Raw genomic sequence first — 24,017 nt, 5'->3', positions numbered from 1 at the left:
GCTCGCGCCATGGCGGGCTGAGAGGGCGGCTGGTGTCCAGTTCCAGGACCCGGCGCCGCCGACCGATGAACCTGACCGGGTAATGCCGGCGTAGGGAGGATTTTCGTGACCGCTCTTGACGACCGCTCCGTTCGGCCCACCGTGACCACCGGCCCGATCATCGGGTCGCGCAAGGTCTACCGGGACACCGACGACGGCCTGCGCATCCCGCTCCGCCGGGTCGACCTCACCAACGGCGAACACGTCGACCTGTACGACACCTCCGGCCCGTACACCGACGGCACCGCCGTCATCGATGTCCACACTGGACTCCCGAAGCTGCGGGAGAGCTGGATCGCCGAGCGCGAGCCGGTCAACGGCGCGGTGACGCAGCTGGCCTACGCCAAGGCCGGGATCATCACCAAGGAGATGCGGTTCTGCGCCGAGCGTGAGGGCATGAGCCCGGAGTTCGTGCGCGACGAGGTCGCCATCGGCCGCGCGGTCATCCCGGTCAACCGGTGCCACCCGGAGTCCGAGCCCGCGATCATCGGCAAGAAGTTCCTCGTCAAGATCAACGCGAACATCGGCAACTCGGCGGTGTCGTCGTCGATCGAGGACGAGGTCGACAAGATGGTGTGGGCCTCCCGCTGGGGCGCCGACACGATCATGGACCTGTCCACCGGCAAGCGCATCCACGAGACCCGCGAGTGGATCATGCGCAACTCGCCGGTGCCGATCGGCACCGTGCCGATCTACCAGGCGCTGGAGAAGGTCGACGGCGACCCGACGAAGCTGTCGTGGGAGGTCTACCGCGACACCGTGATCGAGCAGTGCGAGCAGGGCGTCGACTACATGACCGTGCACGCGGGCGTGCTGCTGCGCTACGTGCCGCTCACCGCCAAGCGCGTCACCGGCATCGTCTCCCGCGGCGGGTCGATCATGGCCGCGTGGTGCCTGGCGCACCACAAGGAGAGCTTCCTCTACACGCACTTCGAGGAACTCTGCGACATCCTGCGCGAGTACGACGTCACGTTCTCCCTCGGCGACGGCCTGCGTCCCGGCTCCATCGCCGACGCCAACGACGAGGCCCAGTTCGCCGAGCTGCGCACCCTTGGCGAGCTGACCCACATCGCCCGCGCCAAGGACGTCCAGGTCATGATCGAGGGCCCCGGCCACGTGCCGATGCACAAGATCGCCGAGAACGTCCGGCTCGAAGAGGAACTGTGCGGCGAGGCGCCGTTCTACACCCTCGGTCCACTCGCGACGGACATCGCGCCCGGCTACGACCACATCACCTCGGCCATCGGCGCCGCGCAGATCGGCTGGCTGGGCACCGCGATGCTCTGCTACGTCACGCCGAAGGAGCACCTCGGCCTGCCCAACCGCGACGACGTCAAGGTCGGCGTGATCACCTACAAGATCGCCGCCCACTCGGCCGACCTCGCCAAGGGACACCCGCGCGCCCAGGAACGCGACGACGCGCTGTCCAAGGCGCGCTTCGAGTTCCGCTGGCAGGACCAGTTCAACCTGGCGCTCGACCCGGACACCGCTCGCTCGTACCACGACGAGACGCTGCCCGCCGAGCCCGCCAAGACCGCGCACTTCTGCTCGATGTGCGGACCGAAGTTCTGCTCCATGAAGATCACCCAGGACGTGCGCAAGTACGCCGAGGAGCACGGTCTGTCCTCTGTGGAGGCCATCGAGGCGGGCATGGCGGAGATGTCGACGGAGTTCGTCGACCAGGGCAAGAAGGTCTACCTCCCGGTGGTCGAGCAGTCTTGAGAAGGACCCCACTGTGACAACTCCAGCGAGGACGCTGACCATCGCCGGATCGGACTCCGGCGGTGGCGCGGGCATCCAGGCCGACCTGCGGACGTTCTTCGCCTGCGGCGTGCACGGGATGACCGCGCTGACGGCGGTGACGGTGCAGAACTCCCTGGGTGTCACCGGGGTGCACACGGTCCCGCCGGAGGTGGTGGCCGCGCAGATCGAGGCGGTCGCCAGCGACATCGGCGTCCAAGCGGCGAAAACGGGAATGCTGGCCACCGCGGCGATCATCGCCGCGGTGGCGGGCGCCTGCGACAAAGTCCACATCGGACAGACGATCCCGCTGGTGGTCGATCCCGTCGCGGCGTCGATGCACGGCAACCCCTTGTTGGCTGACGAAGCCCTCGACGCGATCCGCACGCTGCTCTTCCCGCGCGCCACCCTGGTGACGCCGAATCTCGACGAGGTGCGGCTGATCACGGGCATCGACGTGCGGAACCGGGACCAGCAGCGCGACGCGGCGAAGGCGCTGTTCGACCTCGGCCCGAAGTGGGTCCTGGTCAAGGGCGGCCACATGCACGACGACGCCGAGTGCCTGGACCTGCTGTACGACGGCACGGACTTCATCGAGCTGGTCGGCCCCCGCTACGACGTCACCGACACCCACGGCAGCGGCGACACCCTCGCGTCGAGCATCACCGCGGCCCTGGCGAAGGGGAACGACGTGGTGAGCGCGGTCCGGCTGGGCAAGGACTTCATCACCCGCAGCGTCCGCGCGGCCTACCCCCTGGGCGCGGGCGTCGGCCCGGTGTCGCCCATGTGGCGACTGCCGGACGCGGAGACGTTCCTTACCTAGCCCTTCTGCTCCTCGGCGAGGAGCGCTTCCAGCACGGGGATGGCCGCGATCAGCCGGTCGCGGTCCTCCGCTGAGAGCCGGTCCAGCCTGCGTCCGAGCTCGTGCACGCGGGTCGAGCGGACGCCCGACACGACCCGCTCGCCTTCGTCCGTCGCCTTGACCAGCCAGGCGCGGCGGTCGACCGGGTCGGGTTCGCGCAGGGCGAGACCGGTCTCCACCAGGCTCGCGACGATGCGGGACATCGTGGGGGCCGCGACGCCCTCCTTGCCCGCGAGGTCACCCAGCCGAAGCTCGCCGCAGTTGACCAATGTGGACAGTGCGGAGATCGAGCCGTGCCCCAGGCCGGGGCTGCCGGAGCGGCGCAGCGACCGGGACAGCCTGCCGATCGCCAGGTACAGGCGGGCAGGCGTGTCGGGTTCGCCCTCCGAAGTCGTCATACCTCATTGTGCCGCGCGCCACCAAGGCTTCATCGCGGAGGGCTGGATGCCTGCGCCCAAAACCGCTGCGGTATGCGTCCGGCCTGCCGTGCGAGGCGCCCGGCGACCACCGCCGACCGCATCGCCGTCGCCATCTTCTCCGGGTCGGCCGCCCTGGTCACCGCCGTGGCCAACAGCACCGCTGAGCAGCCAAGTTCCATCGCCAGCGCCGCGTCGGACGCGGTGCCGATGCCCGCGTCGAGGATCACCGGAACACCCGCGCGGGCCACGATCAGCTCGATGTTGTGCGGGTTGCGGATGCCCAGACCGGTGCCGATCGGCGACCCCAGCGGCATGACGGCCGCGCAACCCGCCTCCTCCAGCCGCAGGGCCAGCACGGGGTCGTCGTTGGTGTAGGGCAGGACCACGAAACCGTCGTCGACCAGGGCCGTGGCGGCGTCGAGGAGTTCGACGGGGTCCGGCAGCAGCGTCTTGTCGTCGGCCACGACCTCCAGTTTGACCCAGTTCGTGCCCAGCGCCTCCCGCGCGAGCCGGGCCGTCAGCACGGCCTCGGCGGCGGTGCGGCAGCCCGCGGTGTTGGGCAGCGGGTCGATCTTCAGCCGCCGCAGCACTTCCAGCACGCCGGAGCCGCCCGCCGCGTCGACCCGGCGCAGCGAGACGGTGGTCAGCTCGGTCCCGGAGGCGACGAGGGCACGTTCGAGGACGGCCAGGTTGGCCGCGCCCCCGGTGCCGGTGATGAGCCGGGACGAGTACTCCCGGTCGGCGATGACGAACGGGTCGTCCATGTCAGCCTCCCTGCACAGCGGTCAGGATCTCCACGACAGCGCCGTCGGTAACCGGCGTCCGCGCGTGGTCGGCACGGGGGACGACCTCACCGTCGACCGCGACGGCGATGCCGTTGGCGGGCAGGCTCAGTTCAGCGAGCAGGTCGGCGACCGTCGTCCCCTCGGCGACCTCACGGGATTCACCGTTGAGCTTGATCATCACGCCGCTCCTCGCACCGAAAGAAACCGCGCGCGACTGGCGCGAGGCACAGCTCCGCCGCCGAACAGGTCGGCGGCGGCCGTTCCCTCGCGGAACTCGCCGTTGAGCTTGATCATCGCGTTCTTCCTCCAGTCGACAGGAACCGCGCGGGGTCGGCGGCGGGGTCGGGTTCGGCGCCGTCCCGCAGCATGGCGACCACGGAGGCGGCGGTTCCGGGGGCCAGCAGCAGGCCGTTGCGGTGGTGGCCGGTCGCGGCGAGCACGCCCGGTTCCAGCCAGCCGACCAGCGGCAGGTTGTCCCGGCTGCCCGCCCGCAGGCCGGCGGCGCACTCGGCGAGCGCGTACTCGGCGATGCCCGGCAGCACCTGCTCGGCGTCGGCCAGCAGGTCGCGCACGCCGCCGACGGTCACCTCGGTGTCGTATCCGGCCTCGTACTGCGTGGCGCCGAGCACGAGTTCGCCGTCGGCGCGCGGCACCAGGTAGACCGGCCGCGACTCGACGTGCGCGCGGATCGTCCGCGTCGGGATCGGCAGCGCGCCGGGGCGGGCCCGCAGCCGCAGGATCTCCCCCTTGACCGGCCTGGTCACCGTCTCCAGCGCCGGGTGCAGCGTCCGGCTCCACGCCCCCGCCGCGATGACCGCGACGTCACACTCCACAGTGGAGTCTCCAACCTCGACCCCGCCCGGCCGCACCGCCTTCGCCGCGGCCGGGAGGAATCCCACCCCGACCCGGTCGCACGCGTCCCGCAGGGCGATCAGCAGGCTTCGGTTGTCCACGGCCAAGTCGCCGGGCACACTCAGTCCACTTCGGACCCTCGGCCCCAGCGAAGGCTCCAGCGCGCGCAGTTCCCGACCGGTGAGCCGCTCGACCTCCCGCCCCTGAGCGGACAGGTACTCGGCCAAAACGGCCAGGGTGCCGACGTCGGCGGAGTCCAGTGCCAGCGCGAGGGTTCCGTGCGTGCGCAGCCCGGGATCACCACCCGTCTGACCCAACCGCTCGGCGAACGCGGGCCACAGCCCCAGAGACGCCGCGCCCAGCGCGAGCACGTCGTCCTCACCCGGCCACGACTCCGTCACCGGCGCGAGCATCCCGCCCGCCACCCACGACGCGCCCCGACCTGGCTCGGGATCGACAAGGACGACGCGGAACCCGGCCTCACCAAGCGCCCACGCCACGGACAGCCCGATAACGCCACCGCCGACGACGGCGACGCGACTGACGTCTTTCACCACACCACCACGCTCCCTGCGCCGGCATGACCCGGATCAGGTTCGACGGTCGGAGCGCTATAGCTCCCTCTCAGCCCGTTCTCGGACTCCCGTGCGACCAGCTTCCACCGTAGCGCACTACCGTCGGGTCTCATGCCAGGACTCAATGGTGACCAGATCCGCGCGAAGCTCGCCGACGCGCGCCTCTATCTCTGCACGGACATCCGGCCCGACCTCGCCGAGTTCGCCGACGCGGCCATCGCGGGCGGGGTCGACATCGTGCAGCTGCGGGCCAAGAACCTCGAAGCCGGACCTGAGCTGAAAGCGCTCGCGGCGCTGTCCGAGGTCTGCGCGGCAAGGGGCGCGCTGCTCTCCGTCAACGACCGCGCCGACATCGCGCGCGCCGCGGAAGCCGACGTCCTGCACCTCGGCCAGGATGACCTGCCGGTCCCCCACGCCCGCCGCATCCTCGGCGACGACATCGTGATCGGCCGCTCCACCCACGACCAGCGGCAGGCCGAGGCCGCCGCCAACGAACCCGGCGTCGACTACTTCTGCACCGGCCCGTGCTGGCCGACCCCCACCAAGCCCGGCCGCCCCGCGCCCGGCCTCGACCTGGTCCGCGTGACCTCCGCCATCAACACCGAACGACCCTGGTTCGCCATCGGCGGGATTGATCTCGCCCGGGTGCCGGAGGTCCTCGCGGCGGGCGCGACGCGGATCGTCGTCGTGCGGGCGATCACCGAGGCCGACGACCCGGAAGCCGCGGCGAAAGCGCTGGTCAGCGCGCTCGGCTGACCCAGGTGTGGGCGAGCCGCGCAGGGTGACGGCTCGCCCACGGTGCCCTCACGTGTCGCACAAGGGGCGATAACCCGAAGGTATGGCTCGATCGCACAACGTGATAGGCCCATCCGGACGCACGGCGCGGGCAGATATTCACATTCCCGGTTCCCGTGGTCTGTCGGCAGACTGGGGCCGTGAACCTCGTGACTCTGGACGACATCCGCGCGGCCGCCGACCGCATCGCCGGGGGCGTCACCCGCACCCCGCTGCTGACCTGCCTCTGGTCCGACCAGGACCGCCCGCTGTGGCTCAAGCCGGAGAACCTGCAGCCCGTCGGCGCGTTCAAGATCCGCGGCGCCTACAACGCGCTGTCCCGGCTGACCGACGAGCAGCGCGCCCGCGGCGTCGTGGCGTACTCCAGCGGCAACCACGCCCAGGCCGTCGCCTACGTCGCCAAGCTCTTCGGCGCCCCCGCGTGGATCGTCGTGCCGGAGGACACCCCCAAGGTCAAGATCGACGCGACCCGCGCGCACGGTGCCGAGGTCGTGCTCAGCGGCGTCGGGCAGCGCGAGATCGTGGCGAACGAGATCGTCGCCGACAAGGGCGCCACGCTGATCCCGCCCTTCGACCACCCCGACGTCATCGCGGGCCAGGGCACCATCGGCCTGGAGGTCGTCGCCGACCTGCCCGACGTCGACCTGGTGCTCGTGCCGGTCAGCGGCGGCGGGCTGATCTCCGGGGTCGCCGCCGCGGTCAAGGCGCTGCGCCCGCAGGCCCAGGTGTGGGCCGTCGAGCCCGAACTGGCGGCCGACACGGCGGCCAGCCTGGCGGCGGGCGAGCTGGTGTCGTGGTCGGTGGAGGACCGCAACCGGACCATCGCCGACGGCCTGCGCTCCCAGCCGTCCCCGCTGACCTTCGCCCACCAGCGGGCGTTCGTCGACGGCATCGTGACCGTGTCCGAGGACGAGATCCGCGCGACCGTCGCCGACCTCGCGCACAAGGCGAACCTGGTCGCCGAGCCCAGCGGCGCCGTGGCCACCGCGGGCTACCTCTACCGCGCCGCCGAGCTGCCCAAGGGCCGGACGGTGGCCGTGGTGTCCGGCGGCAACGTCGACCAGACCCTGCTCGCGGAGCTGCTCAAGGCTTGACGTGCGTCGGTGGCGCGTCCACCGAGCAGTGCAGACAGTCGCCGGGGTGCGGGCTGTCCGGGACTTGTTCCTCCACGGCCAGGACGTTGCCCCGCACCCCGAGCGCGAGCAGCCCGCCGACGACACACAGTCCCGCGCAGATCAGCAGGGCCGTGCGCCAGCTGGAGGTGAGCGCGACCGGGTCGGTGTAGGCCGCGCCCGTCAGTCCCGCGACGGCGGGCAGGACGGCCACGGCGAGCAGTCCGCCGGTCCGCGCGATGGCGTTGTTGACCCCGGAGGCCACTCCCGCATAACGGTCGGGCGCTGCGGCGAGCACGGTCGCGGTCACCGGCGCCACGACGACAGCCAGCCCCAACCCGAACACGGTGACGGCCGGAAGAATCGACCCGAGATACGTCGAGCCTGGCTCGACCCGCATCAACATCAGCATGGCAAGAGCGACCAACAGCGGTCCACCGACCAGGAACCACCGCGGCCCGTACTTCGACGCCAGCGCGCCGAACCGGCTCGACAGCAGCAGCATCACGATGGTGATCGGAACACTGGCGATGCCCGCGGCCGTCGGCGAGTAGCCGAGCGAGATCTGCAGTTGCAGCCCCATCAGCATCATCACGCCACCCAGCGCGGCATAGACGACGAAGGTCAGCCCGTTGGAGATGACGAAGGTCCGGTCGGCGAACAGCGCGGGCGGGACCAGCGGATCGGCCTCGGTCCGCTGCCGCACGACGAAGGCCGCCAGCGCGACCACGCCCAGCGTCGCCGCGCCCAGCACCAGCCAGTCGGCGCCGCGGACCGGCGCCTCGACCATCGCGGCGGTCAGCCCGGCAAGGCCGACCGCGCCCATCGCCGAGCCGAGCACGTCGACGCGGCCGTGGCCTTCCTCGTCGCGCGTCTCCGGCACGAACCTCAGCGCCAGCCACACACAGACCACCGCGACCGGCACGTTGATCAGGAACGCCAGCCGCCACGACCACACCTGCACCAGCAGCCCGCCGACCAGCGGACCCGCCGCCGCCGCGATGCCGCCCAGCCCCGACCACGCCCCGATCGCCCGCGCCCGGTCCTCGCGGTGGAACACCGACTGCAGGATCGCCAGCGACCCCGGCGTCAGCAGCGCGCCGCCCACACCCTGCAGGATTCGGGCCGCGACCAGCACCTCCGTGGTCTGCGCCAGTCCACACAAGACCGACGCGACGCCGAACCAGACCACGCCGATCAGGAACACCTTGCGCCTGCCGTAGCGGTCGCCGAGCGCGCCCGCGACCAAGATCAGCGAGGCCAAGGCCAGCAGGTAGCCGTCGAGGATCCACTGGAGTCCGGCGACGGACGCGCCCAGTTCGGCACCGATGCGCGGCAGCGCGACGTTGACCACCGACCCGTCGAGCATCGCCATGCCCGACCCGAGGATCGTCGTGGCCAGCACGCCGCGCGCCGCTGGGGTGCCCCACCGGACGTCGGTGATCACGGACGGTTCAGCGTCGTCACGAACTTGTAGCGGTCGCCGCGGTAGAGCGAGCGCACCCATTCCACCGGCTTCTCCTCGGCGTCGAACGAGTGCCGCGACAGCAGCAGCATCGGCATGCCGATGTCGGCGCCGAGCAGGTCGGCCTCGTGCGGGGCGGCCAGCGCGGTCTCGATCGTCTCCTCGGCGTGGCCCATCTCGACGCCGAAGCGGTCGCGCAGCACCTGGTAGAGGGAGCCCCCGTCGGTGACGAAGCGGCGCAGGCCCCGGAAGCGGCCGAGCGGCAGGTGCGTCGACTCCAGCGCCATCGGCTCGCCGTCGGCCAGCCGCAGCCGGTGCAGCCGCAGGACCTTGGCCCCCGGCCGCACGCCGAGCAGCCTGGCCAGCTCGACCTCGGCCGGGATCTCGGCGACCTCCAGCAGCTTCGACGACGGCTCACGGCCCTGGGCGCGCATGTCCTCGGTGTAGGAGGACAGCTGCAGCCGCTGCGCGACCTTGGGCTCGGCGGCGAAGGTGCCCTTGCCCTGCACCCGCAGCAGCCTGCCCTCGACGGTCAGCTCGGCAAGGGCCTGGCGGACCGTGGTGCGCGAGACGTCGAACTGGGTGGCCAGCGACCGCTCCGTCGGGATGGGCGACCCGGGCGGCATCGCGCCGAGCAAGTCGAGCAGGTGGCGTTTCAGCCCCCAGTACTTGGGCTCGCGCTGCGCGCGAACCACCGTGTCCGGCCCATCGGCGTCGGACATCTCCAACATGGTGTCCTCCCTGCTCGTCCACCCGGCTACAGAATGCCTTGTCCGAGGCGTTCCCCGCGTCACTACCCACGGGATTGCCCCGCGGATGTCCGATCTCTACGATTGGTCTAGACCTTAACGGAGAGAGGGACCTGATGCCGCACACCCAGCCGGGCGAGCTCATGCGCGCCGAGATCGACCAGCAGCCCGCGGTCCTCACGGGCATCGTCGACAACCGGTCCGACCTGGTCGGGGTGGCCGCGACGATCGCAGCCCGCCGCCCGAGGTTCGTCCTGTTCGCCGCGCGCGGGTCCAGCGACCACGCCGCGATCTACGCCAAATACCTCACCGAGGTGCTGCTCGGCCTGCCCGCGGGCCTCATCTCCGCCTCGACGACCACCCTCTACAAGGCCGAGCCCGACCTCACCGACGTCCTCTACATCGCCGTCAGCCAGAGCGGCGGCTCCCCCGACCTGGTCGAGGCCACCGCGGCCGCCCGGGCGCGGGGCGCGCTGACCGTCGCGGTCACCAACACCCCCGGCTCCCCGCTGACCGAGGCCGCCGAGCTCAACGTGCACATCGGCGCCGGGGTGGAGCAGGCCGTGGCCGCCACCAAGACCTACACCGCCACCCTGCTGACGCTGTACTTGCTGGTCGACGCCATCCGCGGCGGCGACGCGTCGGCCGCGGCGGGCATCGGCGAGACCGCCTCGGCCGCGCTGGCCGCCGATGGCGTCGACGCCGCCGTGGCCCGGCTGCGCTTCGCCGAGCGCGTCGTGTGCACCGGCCGCGGCTACTCCTCGGCCACGGCCGCCGAGACCGCGCTGAAGCTCGCCGAGACCAGCTACCTGTCGGCCCGCGCCTACAGCGGCGCCGACCTGCTGCACGGCCCGATCGCCGCGCTCGACGAGACGACGTCGGTGCTGGCGGTGACGAGCGCGGGCGCGGGCGGCACGGCCATGGCCGACGTGCTGAAGGCGATCCAGACCGTGGGCGCCGACATCGTGGCCGTCGGCTCGGCCGCCCCGGCCGACCTGCCGCGGATCCTGCTGCCCGAGACCGCCGAGGAGATCGCCCCGGTGCTGGAGATCCTGCCGCTGCAGCGACTGGCACTGGAGCTCTCGCTGGCTCGCGGCCGCAACCCTGACCAGCCGCGCGGCCTGTCGAAGCTCACCCGCACACGCTGATAAGCGATGCTGGGCAAAGAGATGCCCGCTCCGTCGAGGGGGTTGAACGGAGCGGGCATCGACGATGCTACGCCAAACGGAGTAATAGCACCGAAGGAGGGCCCCGTGGGCGAGGTCGCTGTGGGCATCGACGCAGGTGGGACGGCCACCCGCGCGATCGCTGTCACCGCCTCGGGTGAAGTCGTGGGCCGGGGCGAGGCGGGCGGGGGCAACCCGAACTCGCACCCGCCCGCGGTGGCCGCGGCCAACATCGGCGCCGCGGTGGTGGCGGCGCTGGGCACCAACCAGGCACTGACCTGCGTGCTCGGGATGGCGGGCGCGTCGGCCTTGTCCGATCCCGCGGTCGCCGAGGCGTTCCGCGTCGCGCTGGCCGAGGCCGGGGTCGAGCGGGCCGAGGTCATGACCGACGCCGAGGTCGCCTTCGCCGCGGGCACCCCGGAGCCAGAGGGGACGGTGCTGATCGCGGGCACCGGCTCGATCGCGATGCGCATCGAGGACCACCGGCACGCGGCCACGGTCGGCGGCTTCGGCTGGCTGCTGGGTGACGAGGGCTCGGCGTTCTGGCTCGGCCGGGAGGCGGTGCGGGCCACGGTCCGCGAGATCCAGGCGGGCGGGACGCTGGGTCCGCTGGCGGCGGCGGTGCTGTCGCTGGCGGTCGGCGAGACGGACTCCCCGTTCAACCACCTGATCAGCGCGGTCAACACCGACCCGCCGATCCGGCTGGCCCGGTTCGCCCCGCTGGTCAGCGCGCACGCGGCCGACCCGGCGGCGGCCGACATCATCGAGCGCGCCGCGCGCATCCTGGCCGACCAGGCGCTCGCGGCGTGGTCGGGCGGGCCGATCGTGCTGGTCGGCACGGTCGCAGGCGGCGACACCCCGGTCGGCGCACGGCTGCGGGACATGCTGTCCGACCACGAGGTGCGCACGGCGAAGGACGGCGTGGCGGGCGCGGCGTGGCTGGCCGCGCGCGAGGCGTTCGGCCCGATGGCCCCGCACCCGTCAAGCGCGCGGGTGTCGCAGTCCGGGATGGTCTGACGGAAGGGAGCGGCGCAGGACGACGGCGCTGGCGGCGACCACGAGCGCCACCAGCGGCCACGACAGGGCGACCTGCGCCACTCCCAGCGCCACGACGTTCCCCGACAGCCACAGCGCGCCGAAGACGAGCGCGCGGACGGTGTACTGACCGAACACCCAGACCCAGCTGGCCCGGCCGTAGGCGCGCAGCAGGTCGGGATCGCGGCGCCAGCGCGCCTTCTGACCGAGGACGGCACCGACGACGACACCGAGCAGCGGCCACCGGATGAGGATGCTGAGCGCCCACGCGAGGCCGCTGACGATGTTGACCAGAAGTCTGACCAGGAAGAAGTCCTCGGCCCGGCCGGTGTAGACCACCACGAGCGCGGCGGCGATCACCGCGGCCAGCCCGCCCAGCGCGGCGGTCACCTTGGCCCCGGTCGCGAGCCGGTACCCACAGACCGCGGCGGCCGCGACGACCGCGGCGGCGGCGCCCCAGCCGATCTCCCGGCCCGACACCAGCCAGGCGAGTAGGAACGCCAGCGGCGGCACCGTAGCGTCAACCGCACCCCGGCGGCCGCCCAACAGGTCGGCGAGGGTGTCGGAGGAAGCGGCCACGCTGACAGCCTGCCGTACGGAGATTCGGTTAGGTAGCCCTAACTAGCCTTATCCCACAGGAAATGAGTGGTCACCCGGTGTCACACTACTTTACGCTTCGGTAACCGACGGTGGCGTAAGTCGGGAATGACACGGCATTCTGGGCGGTTAGTTGGGGTGGGCAACGGGTCGGCCAGTGGGGAGGAGGCGGCTGTGCACGGGTGGGCGAGCTGGGTCGCGATCGGGGACAGCTTCACCGAGGGAATGAGCGACGGGGGCGCGGACGGCAACTACGTCGGCTGGGCGGACCGCCTGGCCGACACGATGGCCGAGGTGAACCCCGGCTTCCAGTACGCGAACGTAGCGCTGCGCGGGAAGATGCTGCAGGAGATCGTGGATGAACAGGTCCCGATCGCCGTGGAAACAGCACCGGACCTCGTGACGCTCTGCGGCGGCGGCAACGACATCATCACGCCGGGGCGGGATGTGGACGACGTGGCCGCGCTGTTCGAGCACGCCGTCGTCCAGCTGCGGTCGGCGGGCTCGACGGTGGTGATGTTCACCGGCCCCGACCCGCAGGTGCAGCCGCTGCTGCGCCGGGTGCGCGGCAAGGTCGCCATCTACAACAGCCACCTGCACGCCATCGCCGAACGCCACGACGCCATCCTCGTCGACCTGTGGTCGATGAGCCCTCTCCACGACCGCCGCTCCTGGTGCGACGACCGCCTGCACTTCTCCACCGAGGGCCACCGCCGCATCGCCCTGCGCGTCGCCGAGGCCCTGAACGTCCCCACCAAGGGCGACTGGCGCGAGCCGTTCCCGCCGGAGGAACGCCAGCCCTGGCTGCGCTCCCGCCAGGCCGACCTGGCCTGGACCACCACGCACCTACTCCCCTGGGTCCGCCGGCAGATCATGGGCGAATCCATGGGCGACGGCCTCCACCCCAAACACAAGGCCCTCCAGCCGTACCGCCGCGACGACCGGGCGAACGTCTGACCCCGCAAGCATGCGTTCGGCCGGTACCCCCTCCCCAAGAGCCACCGGCCGAACTCCGAGCAGTACCCCCACACCACCGCCCGCCTGAGCGCGCAAACGCGCCTAGGGCAACCCTGCCACTCACCCGGACGGGTTAGCTAAATCTCCGCTAAACGCCGGGCGGTAATGACGCCAACGCCGCAAGTGCGGCTTCCGCGGCAGGCGACTGGGCCATTCGGTATCGGGTCACCGCCGTGGTCAACTCCGCGCGTGCGCCGGCGATGTCGCCGCTGTCGCGCAGGACTCTGGCCAGGACCTCCCGGCCGAACGCCTCCGTCAGCGCCAGGCCGTTGACCTCCGCCAGCGACACCGCCTCACGCGCGTGGGCGTCGGCGGCGGAGAACTCGCCCAGTTCGTGTTCGATCTCCGCCAGGTTCGCCAGCGCGAGGCCGACGAATCCGAGATCACCGATCTCCCGGTACAGCGCGACGGCCAAACCCTGCGGCTCCAGCGCGTCCGACGGCTGCCCCAGGTTCAGGTACGTCTGGGCGATGTTGTTGTGCAGGTTCGCCTCACCCAACCGGTACCCCGCCGACCGCGTCGGCTCCAGCGCGCGCTGATAGCCCTCCAACGCCGCCGCGTACTGCTTCTGCCCGTACCAAGCGCTCGCCAGCGTGTTGAGCGCCATCGCCGTCAGCTTCGGGTCGCCGACCGACCCGGCCAGGTCCACCGCCGCCGACGCGTCCGCCACCGTCTCGTGTTCGGCGCCGAAGCGGGTCAGCAGAACGCACCGGCTCAGCAGCAGCAACACCTCACCGCGCGGCTCACGCGCCGTGCGCGCCGAGGTCAATCCGGTGTCCAGCAGCCACTCCCAGTCGTCCCTTCGGGAGCGGACCCGGCGGAAGTCGCCCGCGATCCGGGCCAGGCGCCAGACCTCCTCGTGCAGACCGGCATCAGCACCCGCGGCGGCCACGGCCAGCAGGTTCGGCCACTCCCGCTCGAACCAGTCCAGGGCGCTGTCGCGGTCGGTGATCTCCGGGACCGGCAGGTCCCACGGCAGGGCGATGTCGTCGTCAACCGATCGGAGTTGTCGCCGGCACAGGTCGGCGACCAGCAGGTAATGCCGCAGTACGGACCGCAGCGGCTCGTTGTCCTCGTCGGCCAATTCCCTTGCGTAGAGCCGGACCAAGTCGTGCATCCCGTACACGTCGCGATCGAGCTCGGTGACCAGGAACGACCCGGCCAGCACCCGCAGCCGCGCCCGCGCCGCCGCCACGTCCGTCCCGCACAGGGCCGCCACCGCGTGCGGGCTCACCCACTGCCCGGGGAACGACCCCAACGCGCGCAACGTGTCGGCGTGCGCGGTGTCCAGCGCCCGGTGGGTGACGTCGAACGCCGCGCGGACGCTCGTGTCGGCGTCCTCCAGGTCGAGCGCCCCGAGCCGGGTGCGCTCGTCGGACATCTCCGCCACCAGGTCCCCGACCGACCACTGTGGACTCACCGCCAGCCGCGCGCCCGCGATGCGCAGCGCCAGCGGCAGGTAGCCGCAGAGCCGGGCCAGGCGCGCGCGGGCGGCGCGGTCGTCGGCGTCGATCGGCGGACCGGCGGCGTGCTCGATCAGCCGGACCGCCGCGTCGGCGGCCAGGGTGTGCAGGATCCGCAGCCGCGCGCCCTGGGTGACCAGGCCGTCGAGCCGCCGTCTGCTCGTGACCAGCACCAGCGACCGGCCCGCGCCCGGCAGCAGCGGGCGGACCTGGTCGGAGTCGCGGGCGTCGTCGAGCAGCACCAGCACCTTGCGGTCGGCCAGCAGCGACCGGTACAGCGCCGCGCGGTCGGCCAAGTCCGTCGGGATGTCGTGGGCGGCGACGCCGAGCGCGAGCAGGAACCGGGCGAGCACGCCCGCCGGGGACAGCGGTGGGTGCCGCGGGTCGAATCCGCGCAGCGACACGTAGAGCTGGCCGTGCACGAACTCGCGCGCGACCTGGCTCCCCCACATCAGCGCCAGCGCGCTCTTGCCGATGCCCGCCGGTCCCGCCAGCACCGCCACGCCCTCGCCGCGCACCCCGTCCAGCCAGGCCAACTCGCCTTCGCGCCCGGTGAACCCCGACGGCGGCGCGGGCAGCTGCGCAGGCGTGAGCACCCCGAGCCGAGGGCTGAGCACCGGCTCGGGTCGCGGCCGCAGCAGCGCGGTGTCGTCGCGCAGGACCCGGCTGTGCAGCTCACGCAGGCCCGGCCCGGGGTCGAGGCCCAGCTCACCGGCGGCGCGATGGGCGAACCGCTGGTAGATCTCCAGCGCCGCCGCGCGTCTGCCGCCGCGGTAGAGGGCGAGCACGAGCTGGCCGACGAGGTGCTCGCGGAACGGGTGGGTGTCGACGAGTGCGGCGAGTTCGCCGATGACGTGGTCGTGGCGGCCGAGTTCGAGGTCGGCGTCGATCCGCGCCTCGATCACCGCCAGGCGTAACTCGGCCAGCTCCGGCGCGCGGACCCGGCCGCCGATGTCGGACAGCTCCGGGCCGCGCCACAGCGCCTGCGCCCTGGTCAGCAGGTTCGCGCGGACCTCGGGCTCCTGGCCGCGCGATTCGGCCAGCAGCTGCCGGGCGATGGCCACATCGATGCGCGACTCGTCGACCACCAGCTGGTAGCCCGCCCCGCTGGTCTCGATCCACGCGCCGCCCGGTCCGTCCACATCGGACAGCCATTTGCGCAGCCTGGACACGTAGCCCTGCACGATCGTGCGCGCCGTCACGGGCGGCTCGTGGTCCCACAGCTGGTCGACGATGCGCTCGACCGGCACGACCTGATTGGGTTCGAGCAGCAGGATCGCGAGCAGTGCGCGCAATCCGGGGCCGCCGAGCGCGAGTGGGTGGTCGCCGATCACCACCCCGACCGGTCCCAGCACGCAGAAGCGCGGTCCGTCGTCGGCTGAAAGCAAGGCGCCACCCCCCGGTTCACGGCCCGTCCCCACGGTCCGTCCTTGCGCTGCAAGACAACCTAGGGCTATTTCGGGCGCACGCCGGGGTTTGTCCGGTGGTGTCACGCGAATGGCGTATAGATGGCCCCGCGACCGCCGATTCCCGAAGTCGGCGGCGCGGGGCCGAATCCTCGCCTGGTTGGTCGACAGCGCGCCGGACCACAACCCCGTGCGCAGTGCGGCGGGCTCTCGATCAACTAGTGGCGAGGTGCTGACAACCTAACAGACCGCGTTCGGAAGATCACAATCTGGTTGCGATGAACTCCGGCCGCGGGGCTGAGGCGGCGAATGGATCAGCCAAAAGGTTCTGCACACTGTTGAACACCAAGAAGATGTTCGACCGCGGGAACGGCGTGATGTTGTTTCCCGAGCCGTGCATCAGGTTCGAGTCGAACATCAGCGCCGAACCGGCCGGTCCGGTGAACTGGTCGATCCCGCAGGTCCGGGCCAGCATCGTGATGTCGGCCTGGCTCGGGACGCCGATCTCCTGCGCGGTCAGCGACGCCTTGTAGTGGTCGTCCGGGGTCTCGCCGACGCACGGGATGAACGTGCGCTGCGAGCCCGGCATGACCATCAGGCCGCCGTTGAACGGGTAGTTGTCGGTCAGCGCGATCGACATGCTCACCGCGCGCGGGGCGGGCATGCCGTCCTCGGCGTGCCAGGTCTCGAAGTCCGAGTGCCAGTAGAAGCCCTTGCCCTGGAAGCCAGGCATGTAGTTGACCCGGCTCTGGTGGATGTAGACCTCGGAGCCGAGGATCTGCCGCGCCCGGTCGGCCACCCGCGGGTCCTGCACCAGCTCCCCGATCAGCGGGCTGATCTTGTGCACCTCGAAGATCGACCGCACGTCGCGCGACCGCGGCTCCACGATGACCCGCTCGTCGGTCTTGAGGTGCTCGTCGGCGGCCAGCCGGTCGAGCTCGGCGCGGAAGGCCCGCACCTCGTCCGGCCCGAGCAGCTCGTCGTGCACCGAGAAGCCGCGGCTGTCGTGGCCCGCGAGCGTCGCCGCGCCGATCGGACCGTCCACACCGGACCAAACCGTCGGTTCGAGCCTGCTGATCGGCTCCAGCCGGTGCCGCGTGCGCGTGCGGTAGCGGTCGTCGATGGTCAGGGACGTCATGCGACTCCTCCCACGGGGTACGTGCCGTTCTCGTCGTGCACCTCGCGGCCGGTCACGGCGGGGTTGAACACACACACCGTGCGCATCGCCGTGCGGGGCCGCAGTTGGTGGCGCTCGTGGCCGTCGAGCAGGTAGAGCGAGCCCGGCGCCAGCGCGTGGACCTCGCCGGTCTCCTTGTCCTCGATCTCGCCGTGCCCCTCGACGACGAACACGGCCTCGACGTGGTTGGCGTACCAGAAGTCGTTGACCGAGCCCGCCGCCAGCGTCGTCTCGTGCACCGAGAACCCGACGCCCTCCTTGGCCAGCACGATCCGCCTGCTGCGCCAATTCGGCGTGACGACGTCGCGCTCGGTGCCGGTCAGCTCGTCGACGTTCCGGACGATCATCGGCGGCCTCCCACCGTCGCCTGGACCGCGGCGGCGATCACCACCAGGCCCTCTTCCAACTCGGCGTCGCTGACCGTCAGCGGCGGCATGACCTTGGCGACCTCGCCGTCCGGCCCGGCGGTCTCCATCAGCAGGCCCCGCTCGAACGCCGCGCGGCACACCTGGCCCGCCAACTCGCCGGACTCGAACCGCAGCCCCCTGGCCAGGCCGCGGCCACGCGCCTGCAGACCCGGGTACGCCTGGGCCAGCTCGGCCAGCGCCCGGCCGACCTGCTCGCCCTTGGCCAGCGTGGACTTCTCCAGCGTGTCGTCGGTCCAGTACGTCCGGATCGCCTCGGTGGCCGCGACGAAGGCCGGGTTGACGCCGCGGAAGGTGCCGTTGTGCTCGCCCGGCTCCCAGATGTCCAGCTCGGGGCGCAGCAGCGTCAAGCCGAGCGGCAGGCCGAACCCGCCGATCGACTTCGACAGGCACACGATGTCCGGCTTGATGCCCGCGGCCTCGAAGCTGAAGAACGGCCCGGTGCGCCCGCAGCCCATCTGCACGTCGTCGAAGATCAGCAGGATGCCGTGCCGCTGACACAGTTCCGAGAGCGCGCGGAGCCACTCGACCCTGGCGACGTTGATGCCGCCCTCGCCCTGCACGGTCTCCACGATCACCGCGGCGGGCTCGTTGAGTCCGCTGCCGCTGTCCTGGAGCAGGCGCTCGAACAGCAGGAAGTCGGGGGTCTGGCCGTCGAGGTAGTTGTCGAACGGCATCGGGGTGGCGTGCACCAGCGGGATGCCCGCGCCGCCGCGCTTGAGCGAGTTGCCGGTGACCGACAGCGCGCCCAGCGTCATGCCGTGGAAGGCGTTGGTGAAGTTGATGATCGACTGGCGGCCGGTGACCTTGCGCGCCAGCTTCAGCGCGGCCTCGACGGCGTTCGCGCCCGCCGGACCGGGGAACATGACCTTGTAGTCCAGCTCGCGCGGCGCCAGCACGACCTCGGCGAAGGTCTCCAGGAAATCGCGCTTGGCCACGGTGTGCATATCCAGCGAGTGGGTCACGCCGTCGCGCAGCAGATACTCGATGACCGCGTTCTTGAGCACGGGGTTGTTGTGCCCGTAATTGAGCGCGCCCGCGCCTGCGAAGAAGTCGAGGTAGGACCGGCCATCGGTGTCGGAGATACGACTGCCGACCGCGGTGTCAAACACCACCGGCCAACTGCGGCAATAGCTGCGCACCTCGGACTCGATCTTGTCGAAAACGCTCACGGCACTCCATCCTGTGCGGGAAGTCGATGCGGTACAGATCCTCGGCGTCGTGCTCGTCGGGAAACTGATCGGCTGGGAACAGTTCGCTGCGCGTCAGCCGCGCCTGGTGGCGCGCGGCGAGAGCGGTGAACAGGCCGATCGACGGGGCGTTGCCCGCTGTGATGGTGGTCTCCAGATGCCGGACCTGCTGGTCGGCGTGCCGCTCCAGCAGGTGATCAAGCAGCCTACCGGCGATCCCGGCGCCCCGCACCGCGGCCTCGACGGCGATCTGCCACACCACCAGCGTGTCCGGCCGCTCCGGCCGGACGAACCCGATCACGAACCCCACGACCCGGCCGTCGACCCGCGCGACGGCGGAGGTCCCCGCGAAATCGCGGCACCAGAGCAAATAGGCGTAGGACGAATTCAAGTCGAGCGCGGCCGAATCCCGCGCGATTCTCCACATCGCCGAACCGTCCGCGACAGACGGTGGGCCGATCGCGTATTTCGTTTTCCCCGACATGCTGATGGAACGTAACAGGGGTATTTAGAGCGCACCGAACTCCGCGATTCGGCCCGGCGCCCTCACCAGGGGATTCGCGAATACCCCCGTGAGGAGGGCAACAGTACGGTTGAGACCAGTCGCGGAACCGTGTTAACCGGCGGTGCGGGAGGTCTCCCAGAGGTCGATCCCCGCGTCGACGGCGAAGGTGTCGATCTCGGCCAGCTCGTCGTCGGTGAACTCCGGCCCGTCGACCGCGCGCAGCGTGCTCTCCAGCTGCTCGACCGAGCTGGCGCCGACGAGCGCCGAGGTCACCCGGTCGTTGCGCAGCACCCACGCCACCGCGAGCTGGGCGAGCGTCTGACCGCGCCGCTGGGCGATCTCGTTGAGGCCGCGCACCCTGGCCAGGTTGTCCTCCGACAGCATCTCCGGCAGCAGCGACGAGTTCCGGCTGCCCCGCGACCCGTCGGGCACGCCGTGGAGGTACTTGTCGGTGAGCAGCCCCTGCCCGAGCGGCGAGAACGCGATGCAGCCGACACCCAGCTCCCCGAGGGTGTCGAGCAGCTCGCCCTCGATCCACCGGTTGAGCAGCGAGTACGACGGCTGGTGGATCAGCAGCGGCACCCCTTCGGCCCGCAGCAGCTCGGCGGCCTGGCGGGTGGCGATCGGCGAGTACGACGAGACGCCGACGTAGAGGGCCTTGCCCTGGCGCACGGCCGTGGCCAGCGCGCCGACGGTCTCCTCCAGCGGCGTGTCGGGGTCGAAGCGGTGGGAGTAGAAGATGTCGACGTAGTCGAGGCCCATCCTGGCCAGCGACTGGTCCAAAGAGGACAGCAGGTACTTGCGGGAGCCCCACTCGCCGTACGGGCCGGGCCACATGTCGTACCCGGCCTTGGTGGAGATGACGAGCTCGTCGCGGTACGGCCCGAAGTCGCGCTCCAGCGCCCGGCCGAAGTTCCGCTCTGCCGACCCGTAGGGCGGGCCGTAGTTGTTGGCCAGGTCGAAGTGCGTCACACCGAGGTCGAACGCCCGGCGCAGGATGGTCCGCCCGATCTCGTGCGGCTGGTCGTCGCCGAAGTTGTGCCAGAGCCCGAGGGACACGGCGGGCAGTTTGAGCCCGCTACGACCGCACCGGTTGTAGGGGATGCGGTCGTAGCGATCTTCAGCAGCGACATGAGCCATGCCGCGAACGTAGTTCCGGCACCCGCCAGCCGCAACGCCGCGGGATGGCGGGAACCGGTCAGCAGCTGGTGTCGTAGACCCAGACGTGGCTGTAGATGCGGACCCACTCGCCGCGGTTGTACCAGACTCCGGCGTAGAACACGCTGCACTCGTGGGAGCGGAAGCAGTCCGCGTCTTCCCAGCCGAACCGGGTGTCGGAGTTCGACCCGCTCGGCAGCCAGTTGTACGGCCCCTTCGGCGTGCAGCCCCAGTGCGTGGATGAATCGCGGCTGACCTCGAGGGTGCGGCCAGTGCGGTTGTGCACGACGCCGCACGGCTCGTACCAGGCGCAGGTCGCGTCCGCCGAGGCCGCGGACGTGGTGGTCACGGCCATTCCCGCGGTCGCGGCGACGGTGGCCGCGGCGACGACGCCGAATCGGCGGAGCATGGCTTTCACAGACATGGTTACCCCTCGGATGATCCCGGCGCCGAGGATCGGCGCGTCCGAGGAGCATCGCCGGCGGTGATCGCCAAAACGTTGCCGCTCAGTGCGCCAGCGTCTCCACCAAGATGACCTGCAGCTCACCGACAGCGAAGCCCAGCACCGCGCCGGTGGCGATGAGGATCCACTCGTCCTGCTCGAAGGCGGGGCGGATCAGGCCCTCGAACTCCTCCTCCGTCATCTCCTGCATCTTCGTGACCAGGGTGTTCCGGATGTCCATCGCGTCGCCCGCGTAGTCCTCGATGAACGCCATCGTCTCCGGCAGCCGCTCGATCACCTTCTGCGAGATGCTGCGCTTGATCTGCTGGTAGCGCCCGCTGCCCACGGCCAGCACGACCAGTGGCCGCGCCACCCCCGACTGCCGGTCCATCGCGGCCTGGACCTCCTGTGCGACCAGCGCGAACAGCCGGTCGGACAGCGGGCCGTGCAGCACCGCCTCGATGACGTTCTTCGGGGTGATGATCTCCTTGGCGATCAGCGCGCCGTAGTCGGCGGCGACCTCCTGGCGGCGCTTGAGGAACAGGCCCTGCCACTCGAACAGGCCGAGGTACTTCTTCGGGTACTTCGGCCGGAAGATCATCTTCAGCGCGAGCCAGTCGCTGAACCAGCCGGTGATGCCGCCGAAGATCGGCATGATCCACGGGTTCTTCAGCGCCGCCCACGCGAACATCTGCACAAGGCCGATGGCGAAGCCGAAGAAGATGCCCGACCGGGCGATGAACTTGAACTCCTTGTGCCCCGACTCGCGGAAGATGCGGTTGAGCAGCGCCTTGTCCTTGACGAGGTTGCTGACGACCATGTCCTTCAGGTCGAACACCGCGTCCACGTCGGTCTTGATCGTCTCCAGCAGCGACCGCACGATCTTGGGCGCCTCGGCCTGCACGTGCCGGATCACCCGCCGCCGCACCGCCTCCGGCGTGGACTCCCACAGCCCCGGCTGGTACTCCATGGCGATCTCGGCGGCGATCTCCTCGACGCCGTCGAGCAGCGGCTGCTCGATCTCCTTGACGATGCGTTCCGGGTCGAGCCTGCCCAGCACCTCACCGGCGGAGATGAGCCGGTCGGTCATGGTGTCGCAGGCGATGCTGGCCATCCGCGCGGCGCGGCGCGGGACGATCCCCTGCCACCCGAAGAACGGCTTGATCCCGACGAACTCCAGCGGCTGGAACATCATCCGGATCGCCACGAGCTTGGTGACGTAGCCGATCAGGGCCGCGATGACCGGCATCGACGCGTAGACAAGCCAGTTGGTCTGGAAGTCCTGGAGGAAGGCGTTCATGGGCGCTCGCCGGGTGCCACGGCGCGCGCGCTCGGGTCGCAGACAGCCCAGAACTGGGCACCCAGTTCGGAGATTCGCAAGGTCAGCCGGATGATCCGCGGCCCGAACCGGCCGCCTGCCTTGATCCGCGTCTCGGCGTCGCGGACCCGGTCGTCGGTCAGCAGCATCTCGTAGGCCACGCCCAGCGAGCTGTCCTCCTCGCCGACCTCGGCCAGGCCGAACCGCAGGATGCGGCTGACGTAGAGCGGGACAAGGCCGGGCTGGATGACCCCGGCGGTCCGGCCGACCGTCGAGGCGTTCTCCAGCACGAGCCGCTGCCCACCGGCCACGGACGTGCGCGCGGCCAAGTGGATCAGCGGGAACACCGTGCCGTCGGACAGCGCGGAGACGATGCGGGCCTCATCGGGCAGCAGTTGGCGCAGGACCGACTCGAAGTAGTGGTCGCGGGCGGCGTCCTTGCTCTCGATGACCGACCGCTCCAACAGCTCGGCCATGGCCAGCCGCATCGGCTCCTTGGCCCGCTTGGGCGCCTCGATCAGCGCGGTCGGCTCGGGTGGCTCCTCCTCGAGGTGCTTGCGCACCTCGCTGGCGAACGCCGCCTCGACCTTCTGCACCTGCCGCTCGGCCAACTCGCCGCCCGGCAGCCTGCGCGCCACCTGCCATCCGCTCCGGTACAGCCACCCCAGCGCCCGCCCCGCCCGGTCGACGAACTCGGGCGCGGGCTGGTGGCCGTTCCCGGAGGGGAGGGCACGCCTCTCGTCGACCATAGGGCGCCCTCCTGCCTCGCTGGGATCTCTGGTGTACCACAACGAGCGGCGAACGCGCAGGTCACTCAGGCTGTGGTCGGCAGCAGGTCGGTCTCGGTGATGCCGGGGCCCTGGCCTTGGCGAATGAACCATTCCGTGCCGAAGGCAATGGCGAAGGTCTCATCCGGCATCGCCAGGAAGAACGACTCCTCGGAGATCTGGCTCGCGTGCGCCCGCATCGCCGCCCGCTTGTGCTTGAGGTACGGGGTCACGTCGACCGCGGCGGTGATCTCGGCCTCCGGCTTGCCGATCTCCATGTCCTCCGGCGGCCCGAAGTCGGACTCGCCCTGCTCGGCGGCGGCCTGCTGGTGGCGCCGGATCTCGTCGCGGTTCATCGTCGCCTGGAAGACCCGCTCGACGCCCGCCAACTCGGCGGCGCGGACGCCGACCCGGTGGACCTGGATGTGGTCGGGGTGGCCGTAGCCGCCGTTGTCGTCGTAGATGGTGAGCACGTCGGCCCGCTCGTCGGCCAGGATCTTCGCCAGCCTGCCCGCGGCCTCCTCGACGTCGGCGGTCCAGAAGGACCCTTCGGCGTCGTTGGAGGGCTCGCCCATCATTCCGGAGTCCTGGTAGCCGAGGAACTCGACGCGCTGCACCCCGAGGATCTCGGCGGCGGCGTTGGTCTCCTCCACCCGCCGCTGCCAGAGCTGCTCATCCGCGCCGAGGAAGCCGTCGGGCACCTCACCCATCTCACCGCGGGTCGCCACCACCAACACGACCCGGTGCCCCTCGTCGGCGGCCTTGCGCATGACACCGCCGGTCGCGATGCACTCGTCGTCGGGGTGGGCGTGGAACGTCACCAATGTAGCCATGTCATCGACGGTAGACGATCTCACCGACGGTGGGTCGAACTTTGTTCGATGCCCAGTTCACAAGGTGTCCACACAGGACGTTACAAGATTTCCTGAACCTGAGTGAAACGAACGGCGACGCCGCG

24 protein-coding genes and 1 riboswitch are annotated in these 24,017 nt (G+C 70.9%); of the genes, 7 read left to right on the top strand and 17 right to left on the bottom strand.

Annotation, left to right across the window (positions count from 1 at the left end):
- Nucleotides 1-105: 105 nt before the first annotated feature.
- Nucleotides 106-1,761, top strand: a complete 1,656-nt coding sequence (gene thiC, locus ACSHT8_RS25580) for a phosphomethylpyrimidine synthase ThiC (RefSeq protein ID WP_436493442.1) — start codon at nt 106-108, stop codon at nt 1,759-1,761.
- Between the two features lie 13 nt (nt 1,762-1,774).
- Nucleotides 1,775-2,602 (top strand): bifunctional hydroxymethylpyrimidine kinase/phosphomethylpyrimidine kinase, encoded by an 828-nt coding sequence (thiD, locus tag ACSHT8_RS25575; RefSeq protein WP_436493441.1) that lies wholly within the window; start codon nt 1,775-1,777, stop codon nt 2,600-2,602.
- On the opposite strand, the gene ACSHT8_RS25570 is transcribed toward thiD, so the two are convergent.
- The 4 genes from ACSHT8_RS25570 to thiO all read right to left on the bottom strand — a co-directional run bounded on the left by ACSHT8_RS25570 (nt 2,599) and on the right by thiO (nt 5,251).
- Nucleotides 2,599-3,039 (bottom strand): MarR family winged helix-turn-helix transcriptional regulator, encoded by a 441-nt coding sequence (locus tag ACSHT8_RS25570; protein WP_436493440.1) that lies wholly within the window; start codon nt 3,037-3,039, stop codon nt 2,599-2,601. The two genes, thiD and ACSHT8_RS25570, sit on opposite strands and share 4 nt — an antisense overlap.
- 29 nt (nt 3,040-3,068) lie before the next feature.
- The gene (locus ACSHT8_RS25565; protein WP_436493439.1) at nt 3,069-3,824 is read right to left on the bottom strand and encodes a thiazole synthase; all 756 of its coding nucleotides are present in this window, start codon (nt 3,822-3,824) and stop codon (nt 3,069-3,071) included.
- A gap of 1 nt (nt 3,825) precedes the next feature.
- Nucleotides 3,826-4,026, bottom strand: coding sequence for a sulfur carrier protein ThiS (gene thiS, locus ACSHT8_RS25560; RefSeq protein ID WP_436493438.1), 201 nt, complete (start codon nt 4,024-4,026; stop codon nt 3,826-3,828).
- Between the two features lie 109 nt (nt 4,027-4,135).
- Nucleotides 4,136-5,251, bottom strand: a complete 1,116-nt coding sequence (gene thiO, locus ACSHT8_RS25555) for a glycine oxidase ThiO (RefSeq protein ID WP_436493437.1) — start codon at nt 5,249-5,251, stop codon at nt 4,136-4,138.
- Nucleotides 5,248-5,354: riboswitch (TPP riboswitch) on the bottom strand. (Overlaps the previous gene by 4 nt.)
- Nucleotides 5,355-5,383: 29 nt before the next feature.
- On the opposite strand from thiO, the gene thiE reads away from it, so the two are divergent.
- Both thiE and ACSHT8_RS25545 read left to right on the top strand, forming a co-directional pair.
- On the top strand, nt 5,384-6,028 hold the full coding sequence (gene thiE, locus ACSHT8_RS25550; RefSeq protein WP_436493436.1) for a thiamine phosphate synthase: 645 nt from the start codon (nt 5,384-5,386) through the stop codon (nt 6,026-6,028).
- 179 nt (nt 6,029-6,207) lie between these two features.
- Nucleotides 6,208-7,161 (top strand): threonine ammonia-lyase, encoded by a 954-nt coding sequence (locus ACSHT8_RS25545; RefSeq protein WP_436493435.1) that lies wholly within the window; start codon nt 6,208-6,210, stop codon nt 7,159-7,161.
- Here ACSHT8_RS25545 and ACSHT8_RS25540 read toward each other — a convergent pair.
- On the bottom strand, nt 7,151-8,626 hold the full coding sequence (locus ACSHT8_RS25540) for an MFS transporter (RefSeq protein ID WP_436493434.1): 1,476 nt from the start codon (nt 8,624-8,626) through the stop codon (nt 7,151-7,153). The two genes, ACSHT8_RS25545 and ACSHT8_RS25540, sit on opposite strands and share 11 nt — an antisense overlap.
- Complete coding sequence (locus ACSHT8_RS25535) at nt 8,623-9,375, bottom strand: GntR family transcriptional regulator (RefSeq protein WP_436493433.1); 753 nt, start codon at nt 9,373-9,375, stop codon at nt 8,623-8,625. Before ACSHT8_RS25535 ends, ACSHT8_RS25540 begins: the two co-directional genes overlap by 4 nt.
- Before the next feature lie 134 nt (nt 9,376-9,509).
- On the opposite strand from ACSHT8_RS25535, the gene ACSHT8_RS25530 reads away from it, so the two are divergent.
- A complete protein-coding gene (locus ACSHT8_RS25530) occupies nt 9,510-10,541 on the top strand; it encodes an SIS domain-containing protein (RefSeq protein ID WP_436493432.1) in 1,032 nt (343 codons plus the stop codon).
- A 105-nt stretch (nt 10,542-10,646) separates the two neighbouring features.
- Nucleotides 10,647-11,576, top strand: coding sequence for an N-acetylglucosamine kinase (locus tag ACSHT8_RS25525; RefSeq protein ID WP_436493431.1), 930 nt, complete (start codon nt 10,647-10,649; stop codon nt 11,574-11,576).
- Here the strand turns inward: ACSHT8_RS25525 and ACSHT8_RS25520 are convergent.
- Complete coding sequence (locus ACSHT8_RS25520; protein ID WP_436493430.1) at nt 11,541-12,173, bottom strand: DUF3159 domain-containing protein; 633 nt, start codon at nt 12,171-12,173, stop codon at nt 11,541-11,543. The two genes, ACSHT8_RS25525 and ACSHT8_RS25520, sit on opposite strands and share 36 nt — an antisense overlap.
- A 192-nt stretch (nt 12,174-12,365) precedes the next feature.
- On the opposite strand from ACSHT8_RS25520, the gene ACSHT8_RS25515 reads away from it, so the two are divergent.
- On the top strand, nt 12,366-13,148 hold the full coding sequence (locus ACSHT8_RS25515) for an SGNH/GDSL hydrolase family protein (protein WP_436493429.1): 783 nt from the start codon (nt 12,366-12,368) through the stop codon (nt 13,146-13,148).
- Between the two features lie 148 nt (nt 13,149-13,296).
- On the opposite strand, the gene ACSHT8_RS25510 is transcribed toward ACSHT8_RS25515, so the two are convergent.
- The 10 genes from ACSHT8_RS25510 to ACSHT8_RS25465 form a co-directional block, all read right to left on the bottom strand.
- Nucleotides 13,297-16,059, bottom strand: coding sequence for a BTAD domain-containing putative transcriptional regulator (locus ACSHT8_RS25510; RefSeq protein ID WP_436493428.1), 2,763 nt, complete (start codon nt 16,057-16,059; stop codon nt 13,297-13,299).
- A 280-nt stretch (nt 16,060-16,339) separates the two neighbouring features.
- Nucleotides 16,340-17,215 (bottom strand): ectoine hydroxylase, encoded by an 876-nt coding sequence (thpD, locus tag ACSHT8_RS25505; protein ID WP_436493427.1) that lies wholly within the window; start codon nt 17,213-17,215, stop codon nt 16,340-16,342.
- Nucleotides 17,212-17,601, bottom strand: coding sequence for an ectoine synthase (locus tag ACSHT8_RS25500; protein ID WP_436493426.1), 390 nt, complete (start codon nt 17,599-17,601; stop codon nt 17,212-17,214). Before ACSHT8_RS25500 ends, thpD begins: the two co-directional genes overlap by 4 nt.
- Nucleotides 17,598-18,851, bottom strand: coding sequence for a diaminobutyrate--2-oxoglutarate transaminase (gene ectB, locus ACSHT8_RS25495; RefSeq protein ID WP_436493425.1), 1,254 nt, complete (start codon nt 18,849-18,851; stop codon nt 17,598-17,600). Before ectB ends, ACSHT8_RS25500 begins: the two co-directional genes overlap by 4 nt.
- Nucleotides 18,784-19,353, bottom strand: a complete 570-nt coding sequence (gene ectA, locus ACSHT8_RS25490) for a diaminobutyrate acetyltransferase (RefSeq protein WP_436493424.1) — start codon at nt 19,351-19,353, stop codon at nt 18,784-18,786. The genes ectB and ectA overlap by 68 nt, the downstream gene beginning before the upstream one ends.
- Nucleotides 19,354-19,485: 132 nt before the next feature.
- The gene (gene mgrA / locus ACSHT8_RS25485) at nt 19,486-20,514 is read right to left on the bottom strand and encodes an L-glyceraldehyde 3-phosphate reductase (protein WP_436493423.1); all 1,029 of its coding nucleotides are present in this window, start codon (nt 20,512-20,514) and stop codon (nt 19,486-19,488) included.
- Between the two features lie 58 nt (nt 20,515-20,572).
- Nucleotides 20,573-20,956 (bottom strand): hypothetical protein, encoded by a 384-nt coding sequence (locus ACSHT8_RS25480; RefSeq protein ID WP_436493422.1) that lies wholly within the window; start codon nt 20,954-20,956, stop codon nt 20,573-20,575.
- An 82-nt stretch (nt 20,957-21,038) separates the two neighbouring features.
- Nucleotides 21,039-22,274, bottom strand: a complete 1,236-nt coding sequence (locus ACSHT8_RS25475) for a DUF445 domain-containing protein (protein WP_436493421.1) — start codon at nt 22,272-22,274, stop codon at nt 21,039-21,041.
- Complete coding sequence (locus ACSHT8_RS25470; RefSeq protein ID WP_436493420.1) at nt 22,271-23,041, bottom strand: Abi-alpha family protein; 771 nt, start codon at nt 23,039-23,041, stop codon at nt 22,271-22,273. The genes ACSHT8_RS25475 and ACSHT8_RS25470 overlap by 4 nt, the downstream gene beginning before the upstream one ends.
- Before the next feature lie 65 nt (nt 23,042-23,106).
- Nucleotides 23,107-23,892, bottom strand: a complete 786-nt coding sequence (locus tag ACSHT8_RS25465; protein WP_436493419.1) for a PIG-L family deacetylase — start codon at nt 23,890-23,892, stop codon at nt 23,107-23,109.
- Nucleotides 23,893-24,017 lie beyond the last annotated feature (125 nt).

The organism is Actinokineospora sp. HUAS TT18 (assembly GCF_051364635.1).
GTDB lineage: Bacteria > Actinomycetota > Actinomycetes > Mycobacteriales > Pseudonocardiaceae > Actinokineospora.
Note: the sequence above shows the minus strand (reverse complement) of the source record. Positions and strands in the feature narration are given on the sequence as shown.

Bases quoted from the DNA above. Each gene is read 5' to 3' on its own strand.
- ACSHT8_RS25570 (WP_436493440.1), bottom strand. From the start codon at position 3,039: ATGACGACTTCGGAGGGCGAACCCGACACGCCTGCCCGCCTGTACCTG.
- ACSHT8_RS25565 (WP_436493439.1), bottom strand. From the start codon at position 3,824: ATGGACGACCCGTTCGTCATCGCCGACCGGGAGTACTCGTCCCGGCTC.
- thiE (WP_436493436.1), top strand. From the start codon at position 5,384: ATGCCAGGACTCAATGGTGACCAGATCCGCGCGAAGCTCGCCGACGCG.
- ACSHT8_RS25535 (WP_436493433.1), bottom strand. From the start codon at position 9,375: ATGTTGGAGATGTCCGACGCCGATGGGCCGGACACGGTGGTTCGCGCG.
- ACSHT8_RS25530 (WP_436493432.1), top strand. From the start codon at position 9,510: ATGCCGCACACCCAGCCGGGCGAGCTCATGCGCGCCGAGATCGACCAG.
- thpD (WP_436493427.1), bottom strand. From the start codon at position 17,215: ATGACGTCCCTGACCATCGACGACCGCTACCGCACGCGCACGCGGCAC.
- ACSHT8_RS25500 (WP_436493426.1), bottom strand. From the start codon at position 17,601: ATGATCGTCCGGAACGTCGACGAGCTGACCGGCACCGAGCGCGACGTC.
- ectA (WP_436493424.1), bottom strand. From the start codon at position 19,353: ATGTCGGGGAAAACGAAATACGCGATCGGCCCACCGTCTGTCGCGGAC.
- mgrA (WP_436493423.1), bottom strand. From the start codon at position 20,514: ATGGCTCATGTCGCTGCTGAAGATCGCTACGACCGCATCCCCTACAAC.
- ACSHT8_RS25480 (WP_436493422.1), bottom strand. From the start codon at position 20,956: ATGTCTGTGAAAGCCATGCTCCGCCGATTCGGCGTCGTCGCCGCGGCC.
- ACSHT8_RS25475 (WP_436493421.1), bottom strand. From the start codon at position 22,274: ATGAACGCCTTCCTCCAGGACTTCCAGACCAACTGGCTTGTCTACGCG.
- ACSHT8_RS25470 (WP_436493420.1), bottom strand. From the start codon at position 23,041: ATGGTCGACGAGAGGCGTGCCCTCCCCTCCGGGAACGGCCACCAGCCC.
- ACSHT8_RS25465 (WP_436493419.1), bottom strand. From the start codon at position 23,892: ATGGCTACATTGGTGACGTTCCACGCCCACCCCGACGACGAGTGCATC.